Annotated in this window: 16 protein-coding genes; 3 read left to right on the forward strand and 13 right to left on the reverse strand. The window is 61.7% G+C overall.

Features of this window, described 5'->3' with window-relative positions; genetic code table 11:
- The 6 genes from hflX to J3481_RS00735 form a co-directional block, all read right to left on the reverse strand.
- Positions 1-1,098 (reverse strand): GTPase HflX, encoded by a 1,098-nt coding sequence (gene hflX, locus J3481_RS00710; protein WP_206830509.1) that lies wholly within the window; start codon positions 1,096-1,098, stop codon positions 1-3.
- A complete protein-coding gene (locus J3481_RS00715) occupies positions 1,088-1,306 on the reverse strand; it encodes a hypothetical protein (protein ID WP_206830510.1) in 219 nt (72 codons plus the stop codon). The genes hflX and J3481_RS00715 overlap by 11 nt, the downstream gene beginning before the upstream one ends.
- Entirely contained in the window at positions 1,288-1,914 is a 627-nt protein-coding gene (locus J3481_RS00720) for a hypothetical protein (protein ID WP_206830511.1), read from the reverse strand. Before J3481_RS00720 ends, J3481_RS00715 begins: the two co-directional genes overlap by 19 nt.
- Positions 1,895-2,509 carry a GTPase domain-containing protein gene (locus J3481_RS00725; RefSeq protein WP_206830512.1) on the reverse strand — a complete coding sequence of 205 codons (615 nt, stop codon included), beginning with the start codon at positions 2,507-2,509 and terminating at the stop codon, positions 1,895-1,897. The genes J3481_RS00720 and J3481_RS00725 overlap by 20 nt, the downstream gene beginning before the upstream one ends.
- Positions 2,506-3,495, reverse strand: a complete 990-nt coding sequence (locus J3481_RS00730; protein WP_206830544.1) for an AAA family ATPase — start codon at positions 3,493-3,495, stop codon at positions 2,506-2,508. Before J3481_RS00730 ends, J3481_RS00725 begins: the two co-directional genes overlap by 4 nt.
- A 167-nt stretch (positions 3,496-3,662) precedes the next feature.
- The gene (locus tag J3481_RS00735) at positions 3,663-5,153 is read right to left on the reverse strand and encodes a hypothetical protein (protein ID WP_206830513.1); all 1,491 of its coding nucleotides are present in this window, start codon (positions 5,151-5,153) and stop codon (positions 3,663-3,665) included.
- Between the two features lie 219 nt (positions 5,154-5,372).
- On the opposite strand from J3481_RS00735, the gene J3481_RS00740 reads away from it, so the two are divergent.
- Positions 5,373-6,953, forward strand: a complete 1,581-nt coding sequence (locus J3481_RS00740; protein ID WP_206830514.1) for a putative polysaccharide biosynthesis protein — start codon at positions 5,373-5,375, stop codon at positions 6,951-6,953.
- Between the two features lie 6 nt (positions 6,954-6,959).
- Here the strand turns inward: J3481_RS00740 and galE are convergent, their stop codons facing one another.
- From galE to J3481_RS00775, 7 genes are all read right to left on the reverse strand, one after another.
- Positions 6,960-7,973 (reverse strand): UDP-glucose 4-epimerase GalE, encoded by a 1,014-nt coding sequence (galE, locus tag J3481_RS00745; RefSeq protein ID WP_206830515.1) that lies wholly within the window; start codon positions 7,971-7,973, stop codon positions 6,960-6,962.
- An 87-nt stretch (positions 7,974-8,060) separates the two neighbouring features.
- A complete protein-coding gene (locus tag J3481_RS00750; protein WP_206830516.1) occupies positions 8,061-9,560 on the reverse strand; it encodes a spore germination protein in 1,500 nt (499 codons plus the stop codon).
- 58 nt (positions 9,561-9,618) lie between these two features.
- The gene (locus J3481_RS00755) at positions 9,619-10,719 is read right to left on the reverse strand and encodes a GerAB/ArcD/ProY family transporter (RefSeq protein ID WP_206830517.1); all 1,101 of its coding nucleotides are present in this window, start codon (positions 10,717-10,719) and stop codon (positions 9,619-9,621) included.
- Between the two features lie 12 nt (positions 10,720-10,731).
- Positions 10,732-10,968 (reverse strand): hypothetical protein, encoded by a 237-nt coding sequence (locus J3481_RS00760; RefSeq protein WP_206830518.1) that lies wholly within the window; start codon positions 10,966-10,968, stop codon positions 10,732-10,734.
- A 1-nt stretch (position 10,969) separates the two neighbouring features.
- Entirely contained in the window at positions 10,970-12,139 is a 1,170-nt protein-coding gene (locus J3481_RS00765; protein WP_206830519.1) for a Ger(x)C family spore germination protein, read from the reverse strand.
- On the reverse strand, positions 12,136-13,629 hold the full coding sequence (locus J3481_RS00770; protein ID WP_206830520.1) for a spore germination protein: 1,494 nt from the start codon (positions 13,627-13,629) through the stop codon (positions 12,136-12,138). The genes J3481_RS00765 and J3481_RS00770 overlap by 4 nt, the downstream gene beginning before the upstream one ends.
- 166 nt (positions 13,630-13,795) lie before the next feature.
- Positions 13,796-15,238: an NADP-dependent isocitrate dehydrogenase gene (locus J3481_RS00775; RefSeq protein WP_206830521.1), complete on the reverse strand. Its 1,443-nt coding sequence runs from the start codon at positions 15,236-15,238 to the stop codon at positions 13,796-13,798.
- Positions 15,239-15,618: 380 nt separating this feature from the next.
- Here J3481_RS00775 and J3481_RS00780 point away from each other — a divergent pair, with 380 nt between their 5' ends.
- Together J3481_RS00780 and J3481_RS00785 are read left to right on the forward strand one after the other, a co-directional pair.
- Positions 15,619-16,620: an FTR1 family iron permease gene (locus J3481_RS00780; RefSeq protein ID WP_206830522.1), complete on the forward strand. Its 1,002-nt coding sequence runs from the start codon at positions 15,619-15,621 to the stop codon at positions 16,618-16,620.
- A 606-nt stretch (positions 16,621-17,226) separates the two neighbouring features.
- Positions 17,227-18,165 (forward strand): TauD/TfdA dioxygenase family protein, encoded by a 939-nt coding sequence (locus J3481_RS00785; RefSeq protein WP_206830523.1) that lies wholly within the window; start codon positions 17,227-17,229, stop codon positions 18,163-18,165.
- The last annotated feature ends 114 nt before the right edge of the window (positions 18,166-18,279 follow it).

Raw genomic sequence — 18,279 nt, forward strand, 5'->3', positions numbered from 1 at the left:
TCACTTCGCCGTCTCCTTCGCCTGATGCAGCCTCATTTCCACCGCCTGGTACAACGCCTCGAGATCGCCCGCTGACGCGCTTCCGTAGACCGTCTGCTGCGCCTCGAGATCGGGCGGCGGTTGCCAGACTGCGACGTCCATCTTGTTGTAGAACGTGACGATGGGCTTGTCCAGCGCGCCGAGATCCGCCAGCACCTGCCGCGTCGCCCGCAGATGCCGATCCGGTGCGCGGGAAGCGTCCACCACGATGACGATCACGTCCGCATACGCCACCTCTTCCAGCGTCGCCCGGAACGCCTGAACCAAGTGATGCGGCAGATCTTCGACGAAGCCGACGGTGTCCGTCACCACATAGGGTTCGCCCGCCGGCGAGAACACGCGCCGTGCAGTCACGTCGAGCGTGTCAAACAGCCGATCGCGTCCAGCCGCCTCCACCACCCGGCCGCGATCCGCCACCCAGCGGGCGCGCACCGTCGTCTTGCCGGCGTTCGTGTAACCGACCAGCGCCACCACCACGCTGTCCCGCGTCCTCCGTTGCCTCAGCCGCGCGCGATGGGCGGAGAGAGCCGCCAGCTCATGTTCCAGCTTGCTGATCCGCGCCCGAATGCGCCGCCTGTCGAGCTCCAGCTTCGACTCGCCCGGCCCGCGCGTGCCAATACCGCCGCCCAAGCGAGACCACGCCGCTCCGCGGCCGGCGAGCCTGGGCAACAAGTACTTGAGTTGCGCGATCTCGACCTGAAGCTTGCCCTCCCGGCTCACGGCCCGGCGCGCAAAGATGTCGAGAATCAGCACGGTGCGATCGACAATACGGCGGTCGACGACATCCTCCAGGTTGCGCGCCTGCGTCGGTTTGAGCTCCGCGTCCGCCACCACAAGGTCCGCGCCCGTCGCCGCGACGAGATCGCGCAGATGCTCAACCTTGCCTTGGCCGAGATACCAGCGCGCATCCGGCGATCGCCGCCGCTGGATGACGCTTCCCACGACCTTGGCCCCCGCGGCCTCGCAAAGGCCTGTCAATTCCTCCATCCGGTACGCGACGTCATCCGAAGATTCGTCGCTCCGCTGCCACACCAGGAGAACGGCCTTCTCAGCTTCCACGGCGCTCGCGCTCCGCCTCCTCGCCCGATAATCCTCCGCTATCATCGCAGATTGGACAGCGCTGTTCAAGCTGATACCGCATGCGAAGCAGGACGGGCGCTTCCGCCCGGCCGACCTCGACTCCAGACCGAAAGCCGACGCGCCGCCCGACATGAAACGACGCGGCCACGAACAACAGGATGAGGCCCGTCAGGAGAGATGCGACCATGGCCCTTCCCCCCGATTCTCCGAGACCAGTTTCGCCGTTGTCAATTCGGCAATGGCCGTCACCGCCGCCAAGGCGATCAATCCGACCACACTCCACACCGCATTTGCATAAATGGCAACCGCCATCGCGCCGAGAATCGAGACGAGCACCTCGACAAGGCCAAATCGGATGACCGCGTTCCATTGGCCCGTCTCCGCATCGCGGAACCTGTCGACGAGATCGTCCAACCAGTCGACCGCGAACATGAAGGAAGCCCCCCAGAGAGCCCCCCGCCAGCCCGCGATGAGCCCGCACAGGCAGAGCGCGATGACACTTTCGGCCCAGGCCGGGAGTTGGGACGGCATGCGCTCGAACGGCCGCGCAAACATTCCGACGGCGTATGCGCCGAGGAACGCGGCGATGGCCGGGGCTTCCGCGAGCCCCACGGCGCACGCCATGATCGCCAAGGCGTACGGCAGGGCGGCTCGGCCAAAGCGCGCGGCGAGCGTGCGCTGTCCTTGACACAGGTCGTAATCCACGTCCAGCACATCGTCCATCCACTTGACCGCGAGGCCCGCGAAGAGCAGTGCGCCAAACAGGCGGACGAGGTCAAGCCAGCTTCCATACATACCGCTTCACCTCGTCAAAGCCCGCGCCCGTCTTGGCGGACGTGGCGATCACGCGCGCGTCGCGCAGGCGCGCCCGCAGCCACTCCACGCCGCGATCGGCAGACGGCAGGTCAATTTTGTTGGCGAGAATGAGGTAGAAGGCCTTCGTGCGGCCGATGGCCACGAGCTGTTCGTCAAGCGCGTGAAACGGCGATGGAGACACCTGCAGGGCGCGCCCGATGTCCGCCGCGTCGATCACGTGCAGCACGGCCTTTGCGGCCACCAGCGCTCGCAGCGTCTGTCCCATGGCCCGGCGCACGGCCTCATCCCGGACGCGACCCTCGGCCAGCCCCGCGCTGTCGACGATGTCGACCGTGCGGGACGACTTGCCCCTTGCGACGGGGATGGTGAGCGTCTGAAGCCATCGCGTCGAATGAGGTTCACCCGACGTGAGCCACCGCTCGGCCTCACGGATCGGCAATCTCCGCCGCTCTCGCGCGCCGTCCGTCCGTTCCACCATCCAGACCAGATCTTCCACGCCCAGCGCCCGCGCCAGGCGGAGGCAAGCCGAGGTTTTCCCCGCGTTCGCCCGACCGACGATCACGACGTCGCTCATTGGCCACCATCCCCTTGCCAGTCCCGCGCCTCAATCAGCATCAGCGCGTCTCGCTTCGGCCGCGGTTCGTCATACAGCCGCACCGCCTGGCGGCGGATGGCGCGTTCCACCAGATTGCGGACAAATCGCGCATTCGAAAACGGTTCAAGCCGAGCTTCGCCAACCGCCCGCTGAAGCAGACTTCTGAGCGCCCACTCGGCCTCGGCCGTCATCCGATAGTCTCGCTCCGCGAGCGTCTTTTTCGCGATCTGCACGAGTTGGTCCACATCGTAGTCCGGAAACCGGATCTGGATGGGAAAGCGGCTCGGAAGCCCGGGATTGGTGCTGAGGAACCAGCGCATCTCGCGCTCATAGCCGGCCAGGATCACGATCAGCTCGTGCTTGTGATCCTCCATCGCCTTGACCAAACAATCGATGGCCTCGCGGCCGAAGTCCTTCTCTCCGCCGCGCGCGAGCGAGTACGCCTCGTCAATGAACAGAACGCCGCCCAGGGCTTTCTGAATCTGTTCACGCGTCTTTTGCGCCGTGTGACCGATGTATTCGCCCACGAGATCCGCGCGCTCTACCTCCACCAAATGGCCCTTCTCGAGCAGGCCGCATTCGTGAAACATTCGGGCCAGGATTCGCGCGACCGTGGTCTTCCCCGTCCCCGGATTTCCGTAGAAGATCATGTGCAAAACCGTCGGATCCGCCTTCAGGCGATGCTCGCGGCGCAATCGCTGCACGTAGACCAGCGCGAAAATCTCGCGCACCATCCGTTTGACCTCGTCGAGCCCGACGAGATCGTCCAATTCCCGCAAAAGTTCGTTGATGCGCCGCTTGTCGATTGGCAACGCCACCGACGCATCGCTCTCGTCCACGCCTGATATTCTGGCGAGCGCGTCGTTGAGATCGATATGGCCCCGCTCATACAGGTCGATCACGCCCGCAGCTCGCCTGGCGTCCACCGCTCGGGTGGCCTTGGACCCCGTGCTTCGTGGTGTCATTCGCATGTCACCCCTCACTTGGCCGGCAGCGCCGACCCACGCCTCAGGGTATGCGCCGCCGCGCCCATGGGTGATCGCCCAGGGAGGCGAGACGACGAAGGCCGTGCCACGATGATGCGCGGCACGGCCCCGATGGCTTTGATGAATATCCCGTCTGCAAACGTCGGTCAATAGATGTCAGGCGCCGTCTCGGCATAGTTGGTCGTGTCCACGGGCCACCACTTGATGCCGATGCTCGGCGCGACGCCGTCCGACCGATTTTCCTGAATCAGATCGGCCGGAATCGGCGTGTTGCGAATCTCGATGACCGTTTTGGCGGGGTTGGACGTGTAAAACGTCAGCCCGCGAACGTCGTCCACGGTCGGGACATACGCGCCAAAGACGGGATCGAGAATGGCCATGATGTGAATGTACGCTTTGCCGCCTTCGTAGGTGACACGATAGGAGACGTATTGTTGCACCACGTTGTAGTTCAAAAGGCGGCTCGTGCGCGTCACGAGGATCTTTCCCTCATGATATTGTTGCGCCAAGCGCCGGAGCGCTTCGACCGCCGGCTGCGGCAACACGCCCGGATAAGTCGTTCCGCACAGGTGTTGAGCCACGATGGCGTAGTCGTGATCGCGCTCAAGTTCCTCCAAATGGGCGGGCGACAGCTGCTCGTCGAGTCCAAACGGCGTCCAGTTCCACTCCGGATCTCCCTTGGCGTTGAACCCCTCCGAGGTGTAGCGCCAGAATCCCCACACTTCCCGCCCATCGGGCAGCTTCAGCGGGTAAATCATCGAACGCATGCCGAACTGGTCACTCGCCCCGTCCGGCCACACGAACCGGATTCCGTACGGAATGGTGAGGTCCGTGTGATAGTATTTGGACCACGGATTCGCGCCCTGTTGATAGTCGTAAAATGGCGTCTTGCCGTAATCGCCGAAATTGTCGACGTTCGACTTGTTGCCGTGATCCGTCCAGACCGTCAGGAAGTCTCCATCGGCTTTCAACGTGTCGATGGCCTGGATGGCGAGCTTTCTGGAAAACAGGGTCTCGTTCTGATTGCGCTGGCTGAAGTCGCCAAATGTGTGCATCGTGTCGATCCAGCCGACGTGAATGTAGTGATTGAGGATGGCCGCGGCATAGGGCTGATTCGATACCCCTTTGAACCAACTCAGCTCGTCGGACATCGGCTCGTGATGGATATCGACATAGCCAGGCAGGTTGTCTCCGTTATACATGAAGAAGGAGTCCGCGAAGTCGAGCCCCAGGCCCTTGCCGAGCGGCGTCATCTCCGTCGTATTGATGAACTCATGGATCAGGTTGAACTTCCTCAACGTCTCGCTGTCGGCGTCAGAGGAAATGGCCAGCATGGCTTCATACGGGTACGGAAATTTCCGCATGCCGTAGACCTTCGGAGACACATGCGTGTTGACGACCGGATACGGCTGACTTTGCACGGCGGATGGAGCGCCGGTCGCACCGCCTTGCGCCGCCTGGGTTCCGGTTGACGCAGAGGGCGCCGTGGTGAAAGAATTCTGCGTCTCATTGGCGACCGCTTTCACCGCCACATCCGCGGCTCCACCCGGCTCAGGGCCGCGGTCCACACCACATCCCGTAACGCCTGCCGCTATGAACCAAACCGCAGCAGACAGCCAAACCGTCTTCGCTTTCATCTTCCGCTTCCCCCGTAACTTTCTGATCTCGAGCGCGGGACGAGGCCGGATGGTCCCACGTCCTCGCACCGTTTCTGATCCGAGGGTAGCGCTGCGAGTTCAAAGTGACTTCAAGCGATTGACGGAAATGAACCTCTCTTCCGATTGCCGCCGATTTCGAGGTCTTTGTCCAGAAGGTGTGACATACCCTTTCGGTGACGAAGATGTGGGGTGGATGCAATGACCCGAGCGCGACAGTCGTTCTTGCACGGCGCGGCCGTTCTCGCGTTTGCCGGCATCGTGACACGGGCCATGGCCCTCGGCGTCCAGATGGTCATGGCCCGCACGATGGGCGCCCAAGGCTTTGGGCTGTTCCAGACCATCAGCCCTCCTTATTTTTTGCTCGTGACCATCGCCACCTTCGGCTTGCCGCCCGCCATCTCCAAGGTCATCGCCGAAAACCTCGCCGTCGGAGACATCGCCCGAGCGCGCAGAGCGTGGACGACGGCCAACGCGTGGAGCGCCCTGTCCGGAACGGCGATGGTCCTGTTCGCGTTCGCCCTGGCGCCAAAGCTCGCCCGCTGGATGGACCCCCGCGCCGTCCCGGCGTTTTTGGCGATGGTCTTTCGCATTCCCATCGTCAGCCTTTCGTCGGTCATGAGCGGATTTTATATGGGCATCCAGAACCAGACCCCACCTGCGCTCGCCTGGATCGTGGAGACCTCGGTGCGTGCGGCGACGTCGGTACCGCTCATGATCTGGATGGGCCCGTGGGGCGTTCGCTACGGCGCGCTCGCGCTCGTCATTGGCGGCGGAATGGGCGAGCTCGCCGGGTATCTCACGATGCTCGCCACCTACTTGCTGCGCGATCGCCGAGCGCTCGCCGGACATCCACAAGGTCATCCGCCCGCCCGCGGCGTTTGGCGCGATCTCGCCGAGATCGCCGTGCCGACCATGCTGTCGAACGTGCTCGGGGTCATCGCCTTCGCGGCAGAGCCCGCGGTGATGTATCAGGCATTTCGAGACGCCGGTGTGGATCGGCGCGAAGCCACGGCCATGTACGGGGCTTTCGGCATGGCGATGGAACTTCTATTCATGCCGACCGTGTTGTCCGGCGCCATCTCCTCCGTCATCGTCCCGGCCATCTCGGAAGCCGCGGCCCTCCACGACGAGCGGCTCGTCGCCCGCCGGATCGCCCAGTCCATCCACGCTGCGGCGTTTGTCGCGCTGTTTGCCGTCGCCTTTTTCACCGCGTCCGGACAGGACGCGGCGGTGGCACTGTACCGCAATCCGACCGCCGGACAGCTGCTCGTGTATCTTGCGCCGTCCTGCCTGTTCCTGTATCTCAGCGATCCGCTCTTCGCCGTCTTCCAGGGCTTGAACCGGGCGTTCGTGTCGACCGCCATCACGTTTCTCTCGAGCGCTGCCCGTCTGGCCTGCGTCTATGAATTTGTCGCCGTCGGACATGAAGGGATCCAAGGTCTGGCATCGGCTGTGGCGGCGAGCGGAATCGTCGCCACGGTTCTCGCCATGCTCGCCGTCCGCCGCTATCACGACCTGGACCTCGATCTGCGCATGACCCTCAAGATGGCGATCGCGGCAGCGCTGGCTTGGCTCCCCATGCGCGGCGTGCAGCATCACGCCACGAATCAGACGGCGTGGATGCAATTCGCGCTCTGCGCCGCAGTCGGGATGATCACGTACGTCGCGTCGGCCGTGTACCTCCGACTCGCGACCATCGACGAGATCGCGCGGATCCCGGTGATCGGCGAGCCCCTCGCTCGGGCGATGCGGAGGTTGCCGTTTCTCGGGGCCCGCTGAAGGGTGTCAGGCGGGATCGTAACCGTTGGGATTTTGGGACTGCCAGCGCCAGGTGTCCCTGCACATCGCGTCGAGGTCCTGCGTGGCCTTCCAGCCAAGCACGCGCTCGGCTTTGGAAGGATCAGCGTAGCTCACGGCAGCGTCTCCGGGGCGCCTGGGCCCAATGCGGTATGGGATCGGCCTGCCGCTCGCGCGCTCAAACGCGCGAATGACCTCGAGTACACTGGAACCTTTTCCGGTTCCGAGGTTGAACGCTTCGGCGCCCGTGTTCGACAACACCCAGTCGAGCGCGCGCACGTGACCCTCCGCCAGATCCATGACGTGGATATAGTCGCGCACGCCTGTGCCGTCCGGCGTCGGATAATCCCCGCCAAACACCACCACCTCCGGGCGCTTGCCGACCGCCACCTGTGCCACATAGGGAACCAGATTGTTGGGTATGCCCTGCGGGTCCTCGCCAATTCGGCCGGATGGATGGGCCCCCACAGGGTTGAAATACCGGAGCAGCGCCGCCCCGAAATCGGCCGTCGCCGCCGCGACGTCCCGCAACATCTGTTCGATCATCGCCTTCGTCTGTCCGTACGGATTGACGGGCGAGATGGGCATGTCCTCCTTGAGCGGCATTTCGTTCGCCGCCCCATACACGGTGGCGGACGAGCTGAACACGATCTTCTTCACGCCATGGCGTTCCATGGATTCGAGCAGGTGCAACGTGCTTACGAGATTGTTCCGGTAATACCGCAGCGGTTGCGCCACCGATTCCCCGACCGCCTTGAGGCCCGCGAAGTGAACGACAGCTTCAAAGGCGTAGGCCTGAAACACGGCGTCCAAGGCCTGCGCATCCAACATGTCCACCGAGTGAACCGGAAACGTCTTGCCTGCGATCTCGGCCACGCGCCGCAGCGCCTCCGGCTTCGAGTTCGCAAAGTTGTCGATGGCGACGATGTCGTAACCGGATTCCAAGAGCGCCACGCACGTGTGCGAGCCGATGTATCCGGCCGCTCCAGTCACCAGAATCATGCCTTCACACCCCCAGCGAAGTAGAACCACGACCACTATATCAGAAAGGGCGTGGATCGCGCGCCCACCTCACCGAGCAGGTGCCCGTCATCGCGCGCGGCGCCGATTGCGAAAGATGGCCGGCACACCGCCGAGATCGCTCGAAGGCCAGCGCACGAGCACATCGCGCATGCCGTCTCTCCAAGCGAACGGGAGCAGAGGCCACAGGTACGGTTTGCCAAACGATTTGGTGGTCAGAAGCAGGAGGAACCAGGACGCCGTGCTCAGCACGAAGCCTCCCCAGTTGAGCGCTGCTGTCCAGAGCATGATCCAAATGCGCGCCATTTGATTGGCAGAGGCCAATTCAAACGACGACGTCGCGTACTGCGCGAGCATGACGACACCCATGTAGACCAAAACCTCGGGCTGAAGCAATTGAATTTGGGTCGCAAACTGGCCAAACAGCAAGGCGGACACGATGCCGATGGCGTTCGACAAGGTCACCGGAATGTTCAGCACTGCGAGGCGCAGCACGTCGAGCGCGAACTCTGCCAATAACAACTGCGCCCACAGAGGCAGCGGATCGTTGCGGCTTGCCATAAAGAACTTGGCCCACGGCGGCAGCATGCCTGGGTGCTGATTGGCGAGCATGAAAATACCTGGAAGGAAAATGCTCAAGAACACAGAAATGACGATGATCCAGCGCAAGTACGTGCCCACGAGCGGAAAGGAGTGATACTCCTGCGGGTGCTGAATGTGCTGAAAGAAGGTCGTGGGCGCGATAATGACCTCCGCCGTGGCGTCGACGACAATCACCACGTGGCCTTCGATGAGCGCCGTCGCCGCGACGTCCGGCCGTTCCGTATAGCGCACGATGGGATAGGGATTCCACTTGACCTTGCCGATCAGGTCGACGAGTTGCTGTTCGCCCATCATCATGCCGCCCGTCTTGACGCTGCGGAGAAGCTCTCGAATGGACGAAACGGTCTCCTCGTCTGCGACGTCCTTCAGGTACATGAGGCTCACGTCGGTCTGGCCGCGATCGCCCACCTGGTACAGTTCATTGCGCAGGCGCGGATCCCGGAGCCGCCGGCGGATGAGGGTCGTGTTCATGAGCATGGTTTCGGTGAATCCGTCGTGGTTGCCGCGCACCACGCGCTCGATCATGGGCGGTTCAATGCCGCGCATGGGATAGACGCGCGTGTCCACGACGAGCACTTTGTCATAACCGTCGATGAAGGTGACGAGCGGGCCGGAGAGGATGAAGCGCACGGCGTCCGTCATCTGATCCACGACCTGCACCTGGACGAAGTCGATGTGCGTGTTCAGGTAAAACACGAGTTCCTCGATGTCGTAATCCTGACCTTGGCGCTCCCGTTCGAACGCCTCCACGTTGCGATGGAAACTGTCGAGCACCAGGACGACGTTCATCGTGAGAAAAAACCCGTTCGTCACGTACGACATCATGTTGAGGCGGCCATACCGAAACGGTTTTGCCATGATGTCCCACGTGACGCCAACACCGAGGAGCTGATTGATGTAATTGACGTTGTGCTCCAGCGTCCGGCTGATGGGTTGACTCACCAGCGGCTCGGCCGACTGTCGCATGACATCTCCTCCATCCTTGTGCGTGTCCCGTCATATCCATGCCTTGGATCGCGGCATTTTATGTGCTTGGCAACCTGCGTCTAGCTTTCGCCTCCTGTAGCGCGCGAATGGCATACAGCGCCCCGGGGAGCAACACCACGGTGACGAGGAAGTAGCTCGGCACGTCTCGCAGGATGAAGTTCGTCAGATCAAAGACGTTGCGGAAGAGGTAATTCGAGAGCGACCATCCGAGAAGCGCGACGGGGACGGGAATCCAGGTGCGTTCGGGCGATCCGCTGACGTCCTTCACGGCCTCGCCCACGGCGAGTTGAAAAGCTGCGAGCTTTATCACGAGCGTGATGGCGACCCCCATGACGTACAGGGTGTCCAGGCGCTCGACGAATTTGCCTTGGCGGATGGCGCGCACGAGTTCCAGAACGGGATAGTTCAAATAGCGGGCGGGATCGCCCAGCACCCCTATCGTCAACGTCACCAGCGCGGCCAGCATGAAGGCGCAAATGGCGCCCGCAATGAGAATGTCCCACGGCAGCGTGCGGGGCGTGCGAAGCGCAGGGACCCACTGGAGCGCGATGGAAAACTCGAGCCCATAGGCGAAGGCCGGAACGACCGCGGCTCGCCATGCGGCGCTCACGGGATCGCCGAGAAACGGCTGGAAAGGGGATGGGTCAAACAGGCGAATCGCGAGCAGAAGCAGGATCGGTGAAACCAAGACGGAAAGCGGCACGATGAACTCGTTGACGCGCGCCACCACCTCGAGGCCGAGGTACGACAGGTACATGGACACCGCGAACGCGATGGCGGCCAAGAGGAAATCGGGGGTGTTGGGCAACACAGAGATGCCAATGAACGCGCTCATCTCGCGGCCAACGGTGGCCATGGTCACAAAGCCATAGGCGAGATACCAGATGCCGTACAGGCGGCCGAACACCGGTCCGAGCACGTCGATGGCGGCCTGCGTGAGGGTTCGTCCCGGAAACAGACGCACGTGAGCAAGCGCAATGGCCGCGCACATCACTGCGCCGAGGAGGAGGCCAAAGCTTGAGATCCACGCATCCCGAAGCGTGAACTGAGCAATGGTCCCTGGCATCGTCACGATGCCGGTGCCAAGCACCGTCCAAATCAGGATGAGGATGAGCTGATACCGCGAGATCTGCACCACACGACATTCCTCCTAAGGCCCGGCGTGCCCTCCATAGAGCCACGCCGTCGGACCGGAAAAGGCGAGATCGAAAAGGTGAAGCGCGCCGACGCGGGGCCATAGGTGGAGATCGGCTGCCACCGCGACGCCGATGGCGACCGCGGTCATCGCGAACCATCCGAGCCATTCGCGCCACGACTTCGGCACCCACCTGCGAACATCGACGAGGGCACCGAGAATCGCCCAAATCACGGCCCACACGCTGGTCATCTCAGTGTCCTCCCTCCCTTGAGCCCTCTGAAAACGGCGTCGTGCTGGCCAGTTGGCCGTGAACGATGTGCGGCTCAATGTCATATTCGACAGATATATTTTTCCACTCACCGTTCGGCAGTTCGATCCCCCGTTCTCGACACACATTAGCAAACCCGAAGGCATCCATGTCTTCCGATTTCGCGTGTGCCAGTGCCGATTCGAGACGCTGTCTCACATCCTCACGAATGGCGGACTCCAGTTGGGCAAACGTCTGGGCGCTCATCTTTGCCTTCGCCCCCCACCGTTCAACTTCCCCGGTGCCGCGCCAGACGACGCGCAACGTCGGGGGGCGTTTCTCCCCGCTCACCACGATTCGCGTCGACGTTCTCAGCCAATGCACCCCAATGACGCCCTGCTTCCCGTGTTCAACCCAAGGAACGGTTTCGCGCACGTCCAAGGTACGCCCAAGCCACCAGGCGTTTCCGAGCAACTGGTCGCGTTCGACGAGATCCACCCGTCCGTCCCGGCTAAGGTAGGCTAGGCCAACGATTTCGGGCGATCCGCCGCGCCCCAGATCCACGGCCGCGAGCGGCGCGACGCCCGAAGGGCGAAGCAAGGATTTGACCACATGGAGTTCGTCGCTCGCAAAACACGTCTCCCGCCTCGACGCCTCGTCAACGAGATCGCGGATGACCAGCGAGATAGGCTCTGTCTGCCCTTGCGACCCCCTCAGCACGTTCTCGGCAGAACCCGGCGTGACCAGCCACAGCTGGCTTCTGCGCAACTGACGGTTGCGCTCCAGGGCGTCGGCGACAGGCGCGAAGTCGCGCAGTGCGTCTTTCGAAAACAGCACGAGCGCGTTGTGCTGCAAATACAACGCGTGCGACAGTTGCGCCTGCAGTTCGCTCATCGCGTCCTCGAAGGTGTTCGCGTCAGTGGAGACAATCCAATCCGGCGCGTTGCCCTGCGTATTCGAGCTCTCAGACGTCGCTGGGTTACCAGCACCTCCGGGTTGAACCAGGTCCAGCGAAAGGCGAACGCCTTGTTGCTCTCGGTCTACGCCCATGCCCGTCGTGATGTAGAGATGGTCGATGTCGTTGTAATCGCAGGCTGTCGCGAAGCATGCGAAAAAGAGAGCGGCCGAGATCGCCCGCCAGCGCTTGAGTCCAGGTCTTGTCCGGTGCGTCACGGGCGTCCCCTCCGGCGCCAGCGAGATCCCTTGGTCTGCGCGCGCGGAGGAACGCGATGGCGCTCGACGGTTTCAAACTGACGGGGCCTGCCCTGCATCATCCACCAGGGCGCGCGAATGATGACGTCCTTCATGTCGCGGATGAAGGTTGGGGCCATGGGCGCCAGATACGGCACGCCAAACGACCGCAGCGAAGCCATACGGCCAAGCAGCGCGATGCCGAGCATGAGGATGCCATACAGCCCGAAGAGACTCGCGGCTAAGACAAACGGAAATTGGAGCAGCCTGGTCGCCTGCACGAGTCCGAGGGCCGGCAACGTGAAGGAGGCCACACCGGTCGCGGAGACGATGATCACCATCCCGGGCGACACAAGGCCTGCGCGCACGGCCGCATCGCCAATGACGAGCGTGCCCACGATGCTCACCGACTGTCCCACCGCTCGCGGCAACCGGGTGCCCGCCTCTCGCAGCGCCTCGAACGCCACCATCATGCCGAGGGCCTCGATGACCGTGGGGAAGGGGATGCCCGCGTGCTGTGCCGCCACACTCACCAGAAGCGGCGTTGGGAGAAGATCCTGGTTATACGTCAACAGGGCGACGTACAGTGCCGGCAGCAGCACGGATGCCCAGAACATCAGATAGCGCAACAGCCGAAGTGGCAGGGCAAGCGAATAGTGCATGTAGTAATCTTCCGGCGAGCTCAGGTTCATGGCGAACGTCACGGGTACCAAGAGGCACGTCGGCGATCCGTCGGCCAGAATCGCCACTCGCCCCTCCATCAGCGCGGCCACGACGCGATCGGGCCGTTCTGTCTCCTCCGTGGTCGGAAACACCGAGAATCGCGGATCGTTGATAAACTCGCGCACCTCGTTGATATCCGCGACGTAATCCACGCGGATCTGCGCCATGCGCCTCCGAACCTCGCGCAACAGATCGGACTTCACCACGCCTTCCGCATACATCATGGCCAGCGTGCCCGGCGACGTCTCTCCGACGGTGAACGTCTCAATCTTGAGCCGCGGCGACTTGAGGCGCTTTCGCACCATGGCGATATTCACGGCCAATCGTTCGATGAACGCTTCTTGCGGACCATGCAGAGTGGGTTCATTTTCGGACCGATCCACGGCCCTCGCCGGGACGCGTTCCAGCCGCCAGACACACGCCGAGTGCGCATCGTCTCGCAAGACGACCGCACATCCTTCAAGGAGGGCCTGGATGGCTGCCGAGAGCGTGACCACCTCCTCCGTTGCCACGCCCGGTTTGAGCGCCTTCCCGCTTCTCGCCCGATGACCTCCTCCTTGCCGCAGCGCGACCAAGGCCTCCTGGAGCCTGTCCGCATCCACCAGTCCATCGATCCACAGGATGAGACCTGTCTCGCGTTGTGTCGACCAGGACTCCAGCCGCAGATCAGGGCACGGCCGCAGCGCTTCGTCAATTTGACGCGCGGCGTCTGCCGCTGTCCGGGGGAACACACGTTGTTCGGCCGCCAACCACAACCCTCCCACTCTTCCTCATCTTCCCGTAGCCTGTCTCAAACGTTCTGTTTTCATGTAAGGAATTCCGCCAGACGAAAAAGCAGGGGCGTGCCCGAGTGATGCAAACACTCGAGAACGCCCCTTTTCAGAACACCATCCCTGGGCTCCGGCAGCCCGCACATCAACCATGCACGGCCGAGAACCCGGGGACACCGTCGAAGGTGTACAGATTTTCCGTCTTGATGACGTCAAAGCCCGCTTCGATGATCCGGCGTTGCAGTTCCACGACCTCCGCGGCCTGAACCGGCGCACCGCCTTCCTTGCGGAAGCGGCACCGCCAGTGATCCGTGCAGAACGTCTCAGGCAAGCCGTTGGGCCACACCTTGATGCCCCGGTTCGTGATAACCTCCAACTTCAAGTCGTTCACACGGATTTGGCTCAGCTGGTTGCCGAGATCGTCCGGCGCGCCAGGCCCCCAATCGAGGAAGACGTCCACGCCGACGAGCTGCTTTTGGGCCTTCGGCCCAGGCTGCCACATGCGCTTTGCCACGGCGGCTGCATCCTGCCGGTACGACACAGGCTTCAGGATCTGCGGCCGTTCGCCCAGGCGCTCGATCACGGCATCGGCAAACGCGTCCGTCCCCACGAGTTTCCGGCTCGATCCTTCGCGATAGATGTCGCGGGTGTGAATGCCGTCTTCAATGGTGCGCAACCAGGCCAGATGGATCTTCTCAGCGACCGCCGGTTGCCCGATGTGAAGCAACATCATGACGGCCGCGAGCAACAGTCCGGAAGGGTTGGCGATGTTCTGTCCCGCGATGTCCGGCGCAGATCCATGAATCGCTTCGAACATCGCGAACCCGTCGCCGATATTTGCCGAAGGCGCGAGCCCGACAGAGCCGGACAGCTCGGCCGTCACATCCGAGAGAATGTCGCCGTACAGGTTCGGCATCACCACCACATCGAAACGCTCGGGTGTGTTGGCCAGGCGGGCCGCACCGATGTCCACAATCATCGTCTCATGCTCGAGATCCGGGTATTCCGCCGCAATGCGCTCGAACTCCTTGTGAAACAGGCCATCCGTGAACTTCATGATATTGTCCTTCACGAAGCACGTGACCTTCTTCCGCCCATTCGCGCGCGCATATTCGAATGCATACCGAATCACGCGCTCCGAGCCAGGCTGCGTGATGAGCTTCAAGCACTGATACACCTGCTGCGTCTGACGGTGCTCGATGCCTGCGTACAGGTCTTCCTCATTCTCGCGGATAATCACGAGGTCCATCTTGGGATGGGTAGTCTCCACAAACGGGCTATACGCCACCGTGGGGCGCACGTTGGCGTATAGGTTGAGCGCCTTTCGCAGCGTGACGTTCAGACTCTTGTAGCCACCGCCCTGCGGTGTCGTAATCGGCGCCTTCAACAACACGCGCGTCCGGCGCACGCTGTCCCATGCCTTGGGATCCATGCCATTATCGATGCCGCGCTTGTACACCTTTTCGCCGATCTCGACCGTCTCAATCTCGAGCTCCGCGCCCGCCGCCTCCAAAATGCGGAGCGTTGCCGTCATAATTTCAGGACCTATGCCATCGCCGAACGCCACGGTAATCGGTGTTTTTGCCATAGAGAAGACCCCTTCATCGTAGAATTCTATCCCGAAGCCCCTTCGGTACGACCGTACTGTATCATAGCTCACATCAGGGCACGAGTGTCAACTCATCACGGAAACTCTCCTGCCGAAGCCCGACATTGATTGCCTGAATGTTCGATTCTTTCAGGTCAAAGGATCCGCCTTTTCGCGCTAACAGCCTTGCGCGAGATCTTCGCATGGCAAATACCCGTACATCACTTGACAGCTCCACCCTAGACCATGACGGCGAACCTTTTCGGATAGATCGATCTAACTCTTGACGTTAGCTAACTCTAATTGCTAACATGTTCCTTGCAAAGTTGATCCCGTTGGTCAACTTTCGCAAATTCCACAGGAAAGGAGGGATTGCACGCATGCGGCGCAATGGGCTTCGGACGGCCGCCGTGCTAGCTGGCGGGGCACTCCTCATCGCGGTGTTGGCTTGGCAGGGCATCACCGCCAAAGGCGATCCGGATCCCACGGCTCATGGACTTACGCCGTTGGGCGCCATGATCGATACTGCGGTTCTCGTGTACCGGGAAGGACTTGAGTGCATCATGGTGCTTGCGGCCATGGTCGCGGGGCTCGTCCGAACTCAGAAGGTGTATTGGAAGCCCATCGCCCTTGGCGCCGGCATCGGGCTCGGTGCGACGCTCGTCACTTGGATCGTCCTCGTGTCCATCCTTGCGCTCGTCGCTGATACGGCTTCCGAATTGGACATCCAAGCGGCAACCGGGCTTTTCGCCATTGCAGTTCTGCTGGTCGTCATGAACTGGTTCTTCCACCGCATCTATTGGACGGGATGGATCTCCTTCCACAACCGCAAGAAGCGTGAGTACATCGCGTCCATGGAACAGGCGGAAGATTCCAATGGGACGGCGGTTCGCACGGTTGCATACCAAGGCCTGGTGCTCCTCGGGTTCGCCTCCGTGTACCGTGAAGGCTTTGAAGTGGACATTTTTCTGCAGAGCATCCGACTGCAGGTGGGCGGCCACATCGTCCTCTTAGGCACCCTATTTGCATTGGTGCTCATCGGCGTCACGGGGTACTTCACCTTCATCGCGCATCAGGTGTTGCCCTACAAACGCATGCTTGTCTTCACCGGCATCATGCTCGGCGTCGTGCTGGAAATCATGGTCGGTGAACAGGTCAACGAGATGCAGGCGGCACACTGGCTTCCGACGCACACGTTCCCCCTGGCCATCCCAGACTGGATGGGTACCTGGTTCTCCATCTTTAACAACTGGGAAACGGTGATTGCACAGATCGCCGCCGCTCTGTTTGTGATTGGATCTTACTTCGCCGCAAGGTCTGAACGATTTCGACCTCGCCGCGGACGCCAAACGGCCGAGGTTCCAGCCGCGGAACGGGGCTAAATGCGAGCTGGACGGCGCGTTTGTTGTCATTTCGTCGTCGCCCTTGCCACTCCTTCAACCTTCCTTGACCTCTCGAACTGGGCTGGCCTATGCGCCAGCCATCTTTTGTGTGCCCTTCGTTGCTTATGACCGGAAAACGTGTGAGAGTTGGTTCATCCGAAGTTCCAGACCCGTGATTTCCTGCGAGAAAGCAAGCTATGGCCTTCATGCTCGATGCGTCCATCGTACATGCGTCCATCGCATTGGAATGGAGTGAACTCTCTCCTGGACGAGGAAGTCTTGCTCGGCCACGGGCATTGACAACAGTGGGCTGGGCGGCTAGTATCTCTAGTAAACCGATAGGATTTTATGTTTCAAGCCGCTGACCGGAAGACCGGAGGCTGGAATCCCAAGTCGCGAAGGGTTCTGGCCTCTTTTGTTTTCGCAGCGGGAACTCGAGGGGGGATGACATCCGACGCCACCTGTGCACGAACCTCCTCCGCAGGGTTCGCCGAGACCGCCGGCTGATGCGAAGGCGGATGCAATTCAGTCCTGAAGCCCACAGCACAGGCTTCAGGGATCATTTTCTAATCTCTGAGGATTACAGGAACAGGAGGATGACATGACATGAGTCAAGCATTCACCGATTCCCACAGCGGAGATACCCCGGAAGTGATCCCTATCGCCGGCCATATCGGTGCAGAAATTCGGGGTCTCCGTCTATCCAAGGACCTCAGGCCTTTTCAGATCGACTTGATCCGTGAAACGCTCCTCAAACACAAAGTGGTTTTCCTCCGCGGACAACATCATCTGGACGATGCGGAGCAAGAAGCATTTGCACGGCTCTTCGGTGAACCCATCGCCCATCCAACCGTTCCGGTACGAGACGGTACACAGTACATCTTCGAATTGGATGCAGAGCACCCTGGAGGCCGAGCCAATGCGTGGCACACGGATGTCACGTTTGTGGACGCATATCCCAAGTTCTGCATCCTGCGCGCCGTTGAGGTTCCCCCCGCCGGCGGCGATACCGTATGGGCTAACACAGCCGCCGCGTATCAGTCACTGCCTCCTGAGCTTCGCGATCTCGCCGACCACCTATGGGCGCTGCATACCAACGATTACGACTACGGAGCTCAGCGCGAACATGTCACGGCGGATTCCTTGAGATACCATCGCGAAGTCTTTGCCAAACGCGTCTATGAAACAGAACATCCGGTGGTGCGCGTGCACCCCGAGACAGGCGAAAGGACGTTGGTTCTCGGTCAGTTCGTGAAAAAAATTCTCGGCCTGTCCGCCACAGATTCTGCACACGTGTTCGCCGTGTTACAAGGTCATGTCACGCGGCTTGAACATACGGTGCGGTGGCGCTGGTCGGCTGGAGACGTGGCTATGTGGGACAACCGGGCGACCCAGCATTACGCCATCAACGATTATGGCAAGCAACGCCGCGTCGTACGCCGGGTCGCGCTGGTTGGAGAAGTACCGGTGAGTGTGGATGGCCGCACGAGTGTCATGCGCATCAATGGCATCCCGGCCCGGGAGGCCAAGGTCTCCACGTTGTAGGAGCTGACGCACGCGAAGCGCCTGGCTTCACGCAGGCGCATCAAGCTCGACAAAGTCTCCGTCGCCATGAACGATCCCGGACGTCACCTGAGCTCCCGGGGGATGAGGGGCCGT

Source organism: Alicyclobacillus fructus (assembly GCF_017329605.1).
Classification (GTDB): domain Bacteria; phylum Bacillota; class Bacilli; order Alicyclobacillales; family Alicyclobacillaceae; genus Alicyclobacillus; species Alicyclobacillus fructus.

Bases quoted from the DNA above. Each gene is read 5' to 3' on its own strand.
- J3481_RS00715 (WP_206830510.1), bottom strand. From the start codon at position 1,306: ATGGTCGCATCTCTCCTGACGGGCCTCATCCTGTTGTTCGTGGCCGCG.
- J3481_RS00720 (WP_206830511.1), bottom strand. From the start codon at position 1,914: ATGTATGGAAGCTGGCTTGACCTCGTCCGCCTGTTTGGCGCACTGCTC.
- J3481_RS00725 (WP_206830512.1), bottom strand. From the start codon at position 2,509: ATGAGCGACGTCGTGATCGTCGGTCGGGCGAACGCGGGGAAAACCTCG.
- J3481_RS00730 (WP_206830544.1), bottom strand. From the start codon at position 3,495: ATGACACCACGAAGCACGGGGTCCAAGGCCACCCGAGCGGTGGACGCC.
- J3481_RS00735 (WP_206830513.1), bottom strand. From the start codon at position 5,153: ATGAAAGCGAAGACGGTTTGGCTGTCTGCTGCGGTTTGGTTCATAGCG.
- J3481_RS00740 (WP_206830514.1), top strand. From the start codon at position 5,373: ATGACCCGAGCGCGACAGTCGTTCTTGCACGGCGCGGCCGTTCTCGCG.
- galE (WP_206830515.1), bottom strand. From the start codon at position 7,973: ATGATTCTGGTGACTGGAGCGGCCGGATACATCGGCTCGCACACGTGC.
- J3481_RS00750 (WP_206830516.1), bottom strand. From the start codon at position 9,560: ATGCGACAGTCGGCCGAGCCGCTGGTGAGTCAACCCATCAGCCGGACG.
- J3481_RS00760 (WP_206830518.1), bottom strand. From the start codon at position 10,968: ATGACCAGCGTGTGGGCCGTGATTTGGGCGATTCTCGGTGCCCTCGTC.
- J3481_RS00775 (WP_206830521.1), bottom strand. From the start codon at position 15,238: ATGGCAAAAACACCGATTACCGTGGCGTTCGGCGATGGCATAGGTCCT.
- J3481_RS00780 (WP_206830522.1), top strand. From the start codon at position 15,619: ATGCGGCGCAATGGGCTTCGGACGGCCGCCGTGCTAGCTGGCGGGGCA.
- J3481_RS00785 (WP_206830523.1), top strand. From the start codon at position 17,227: ATGAGTCAAGCATTCACCGATTCCCACAGCGGAGATACCCCGGAAGTG.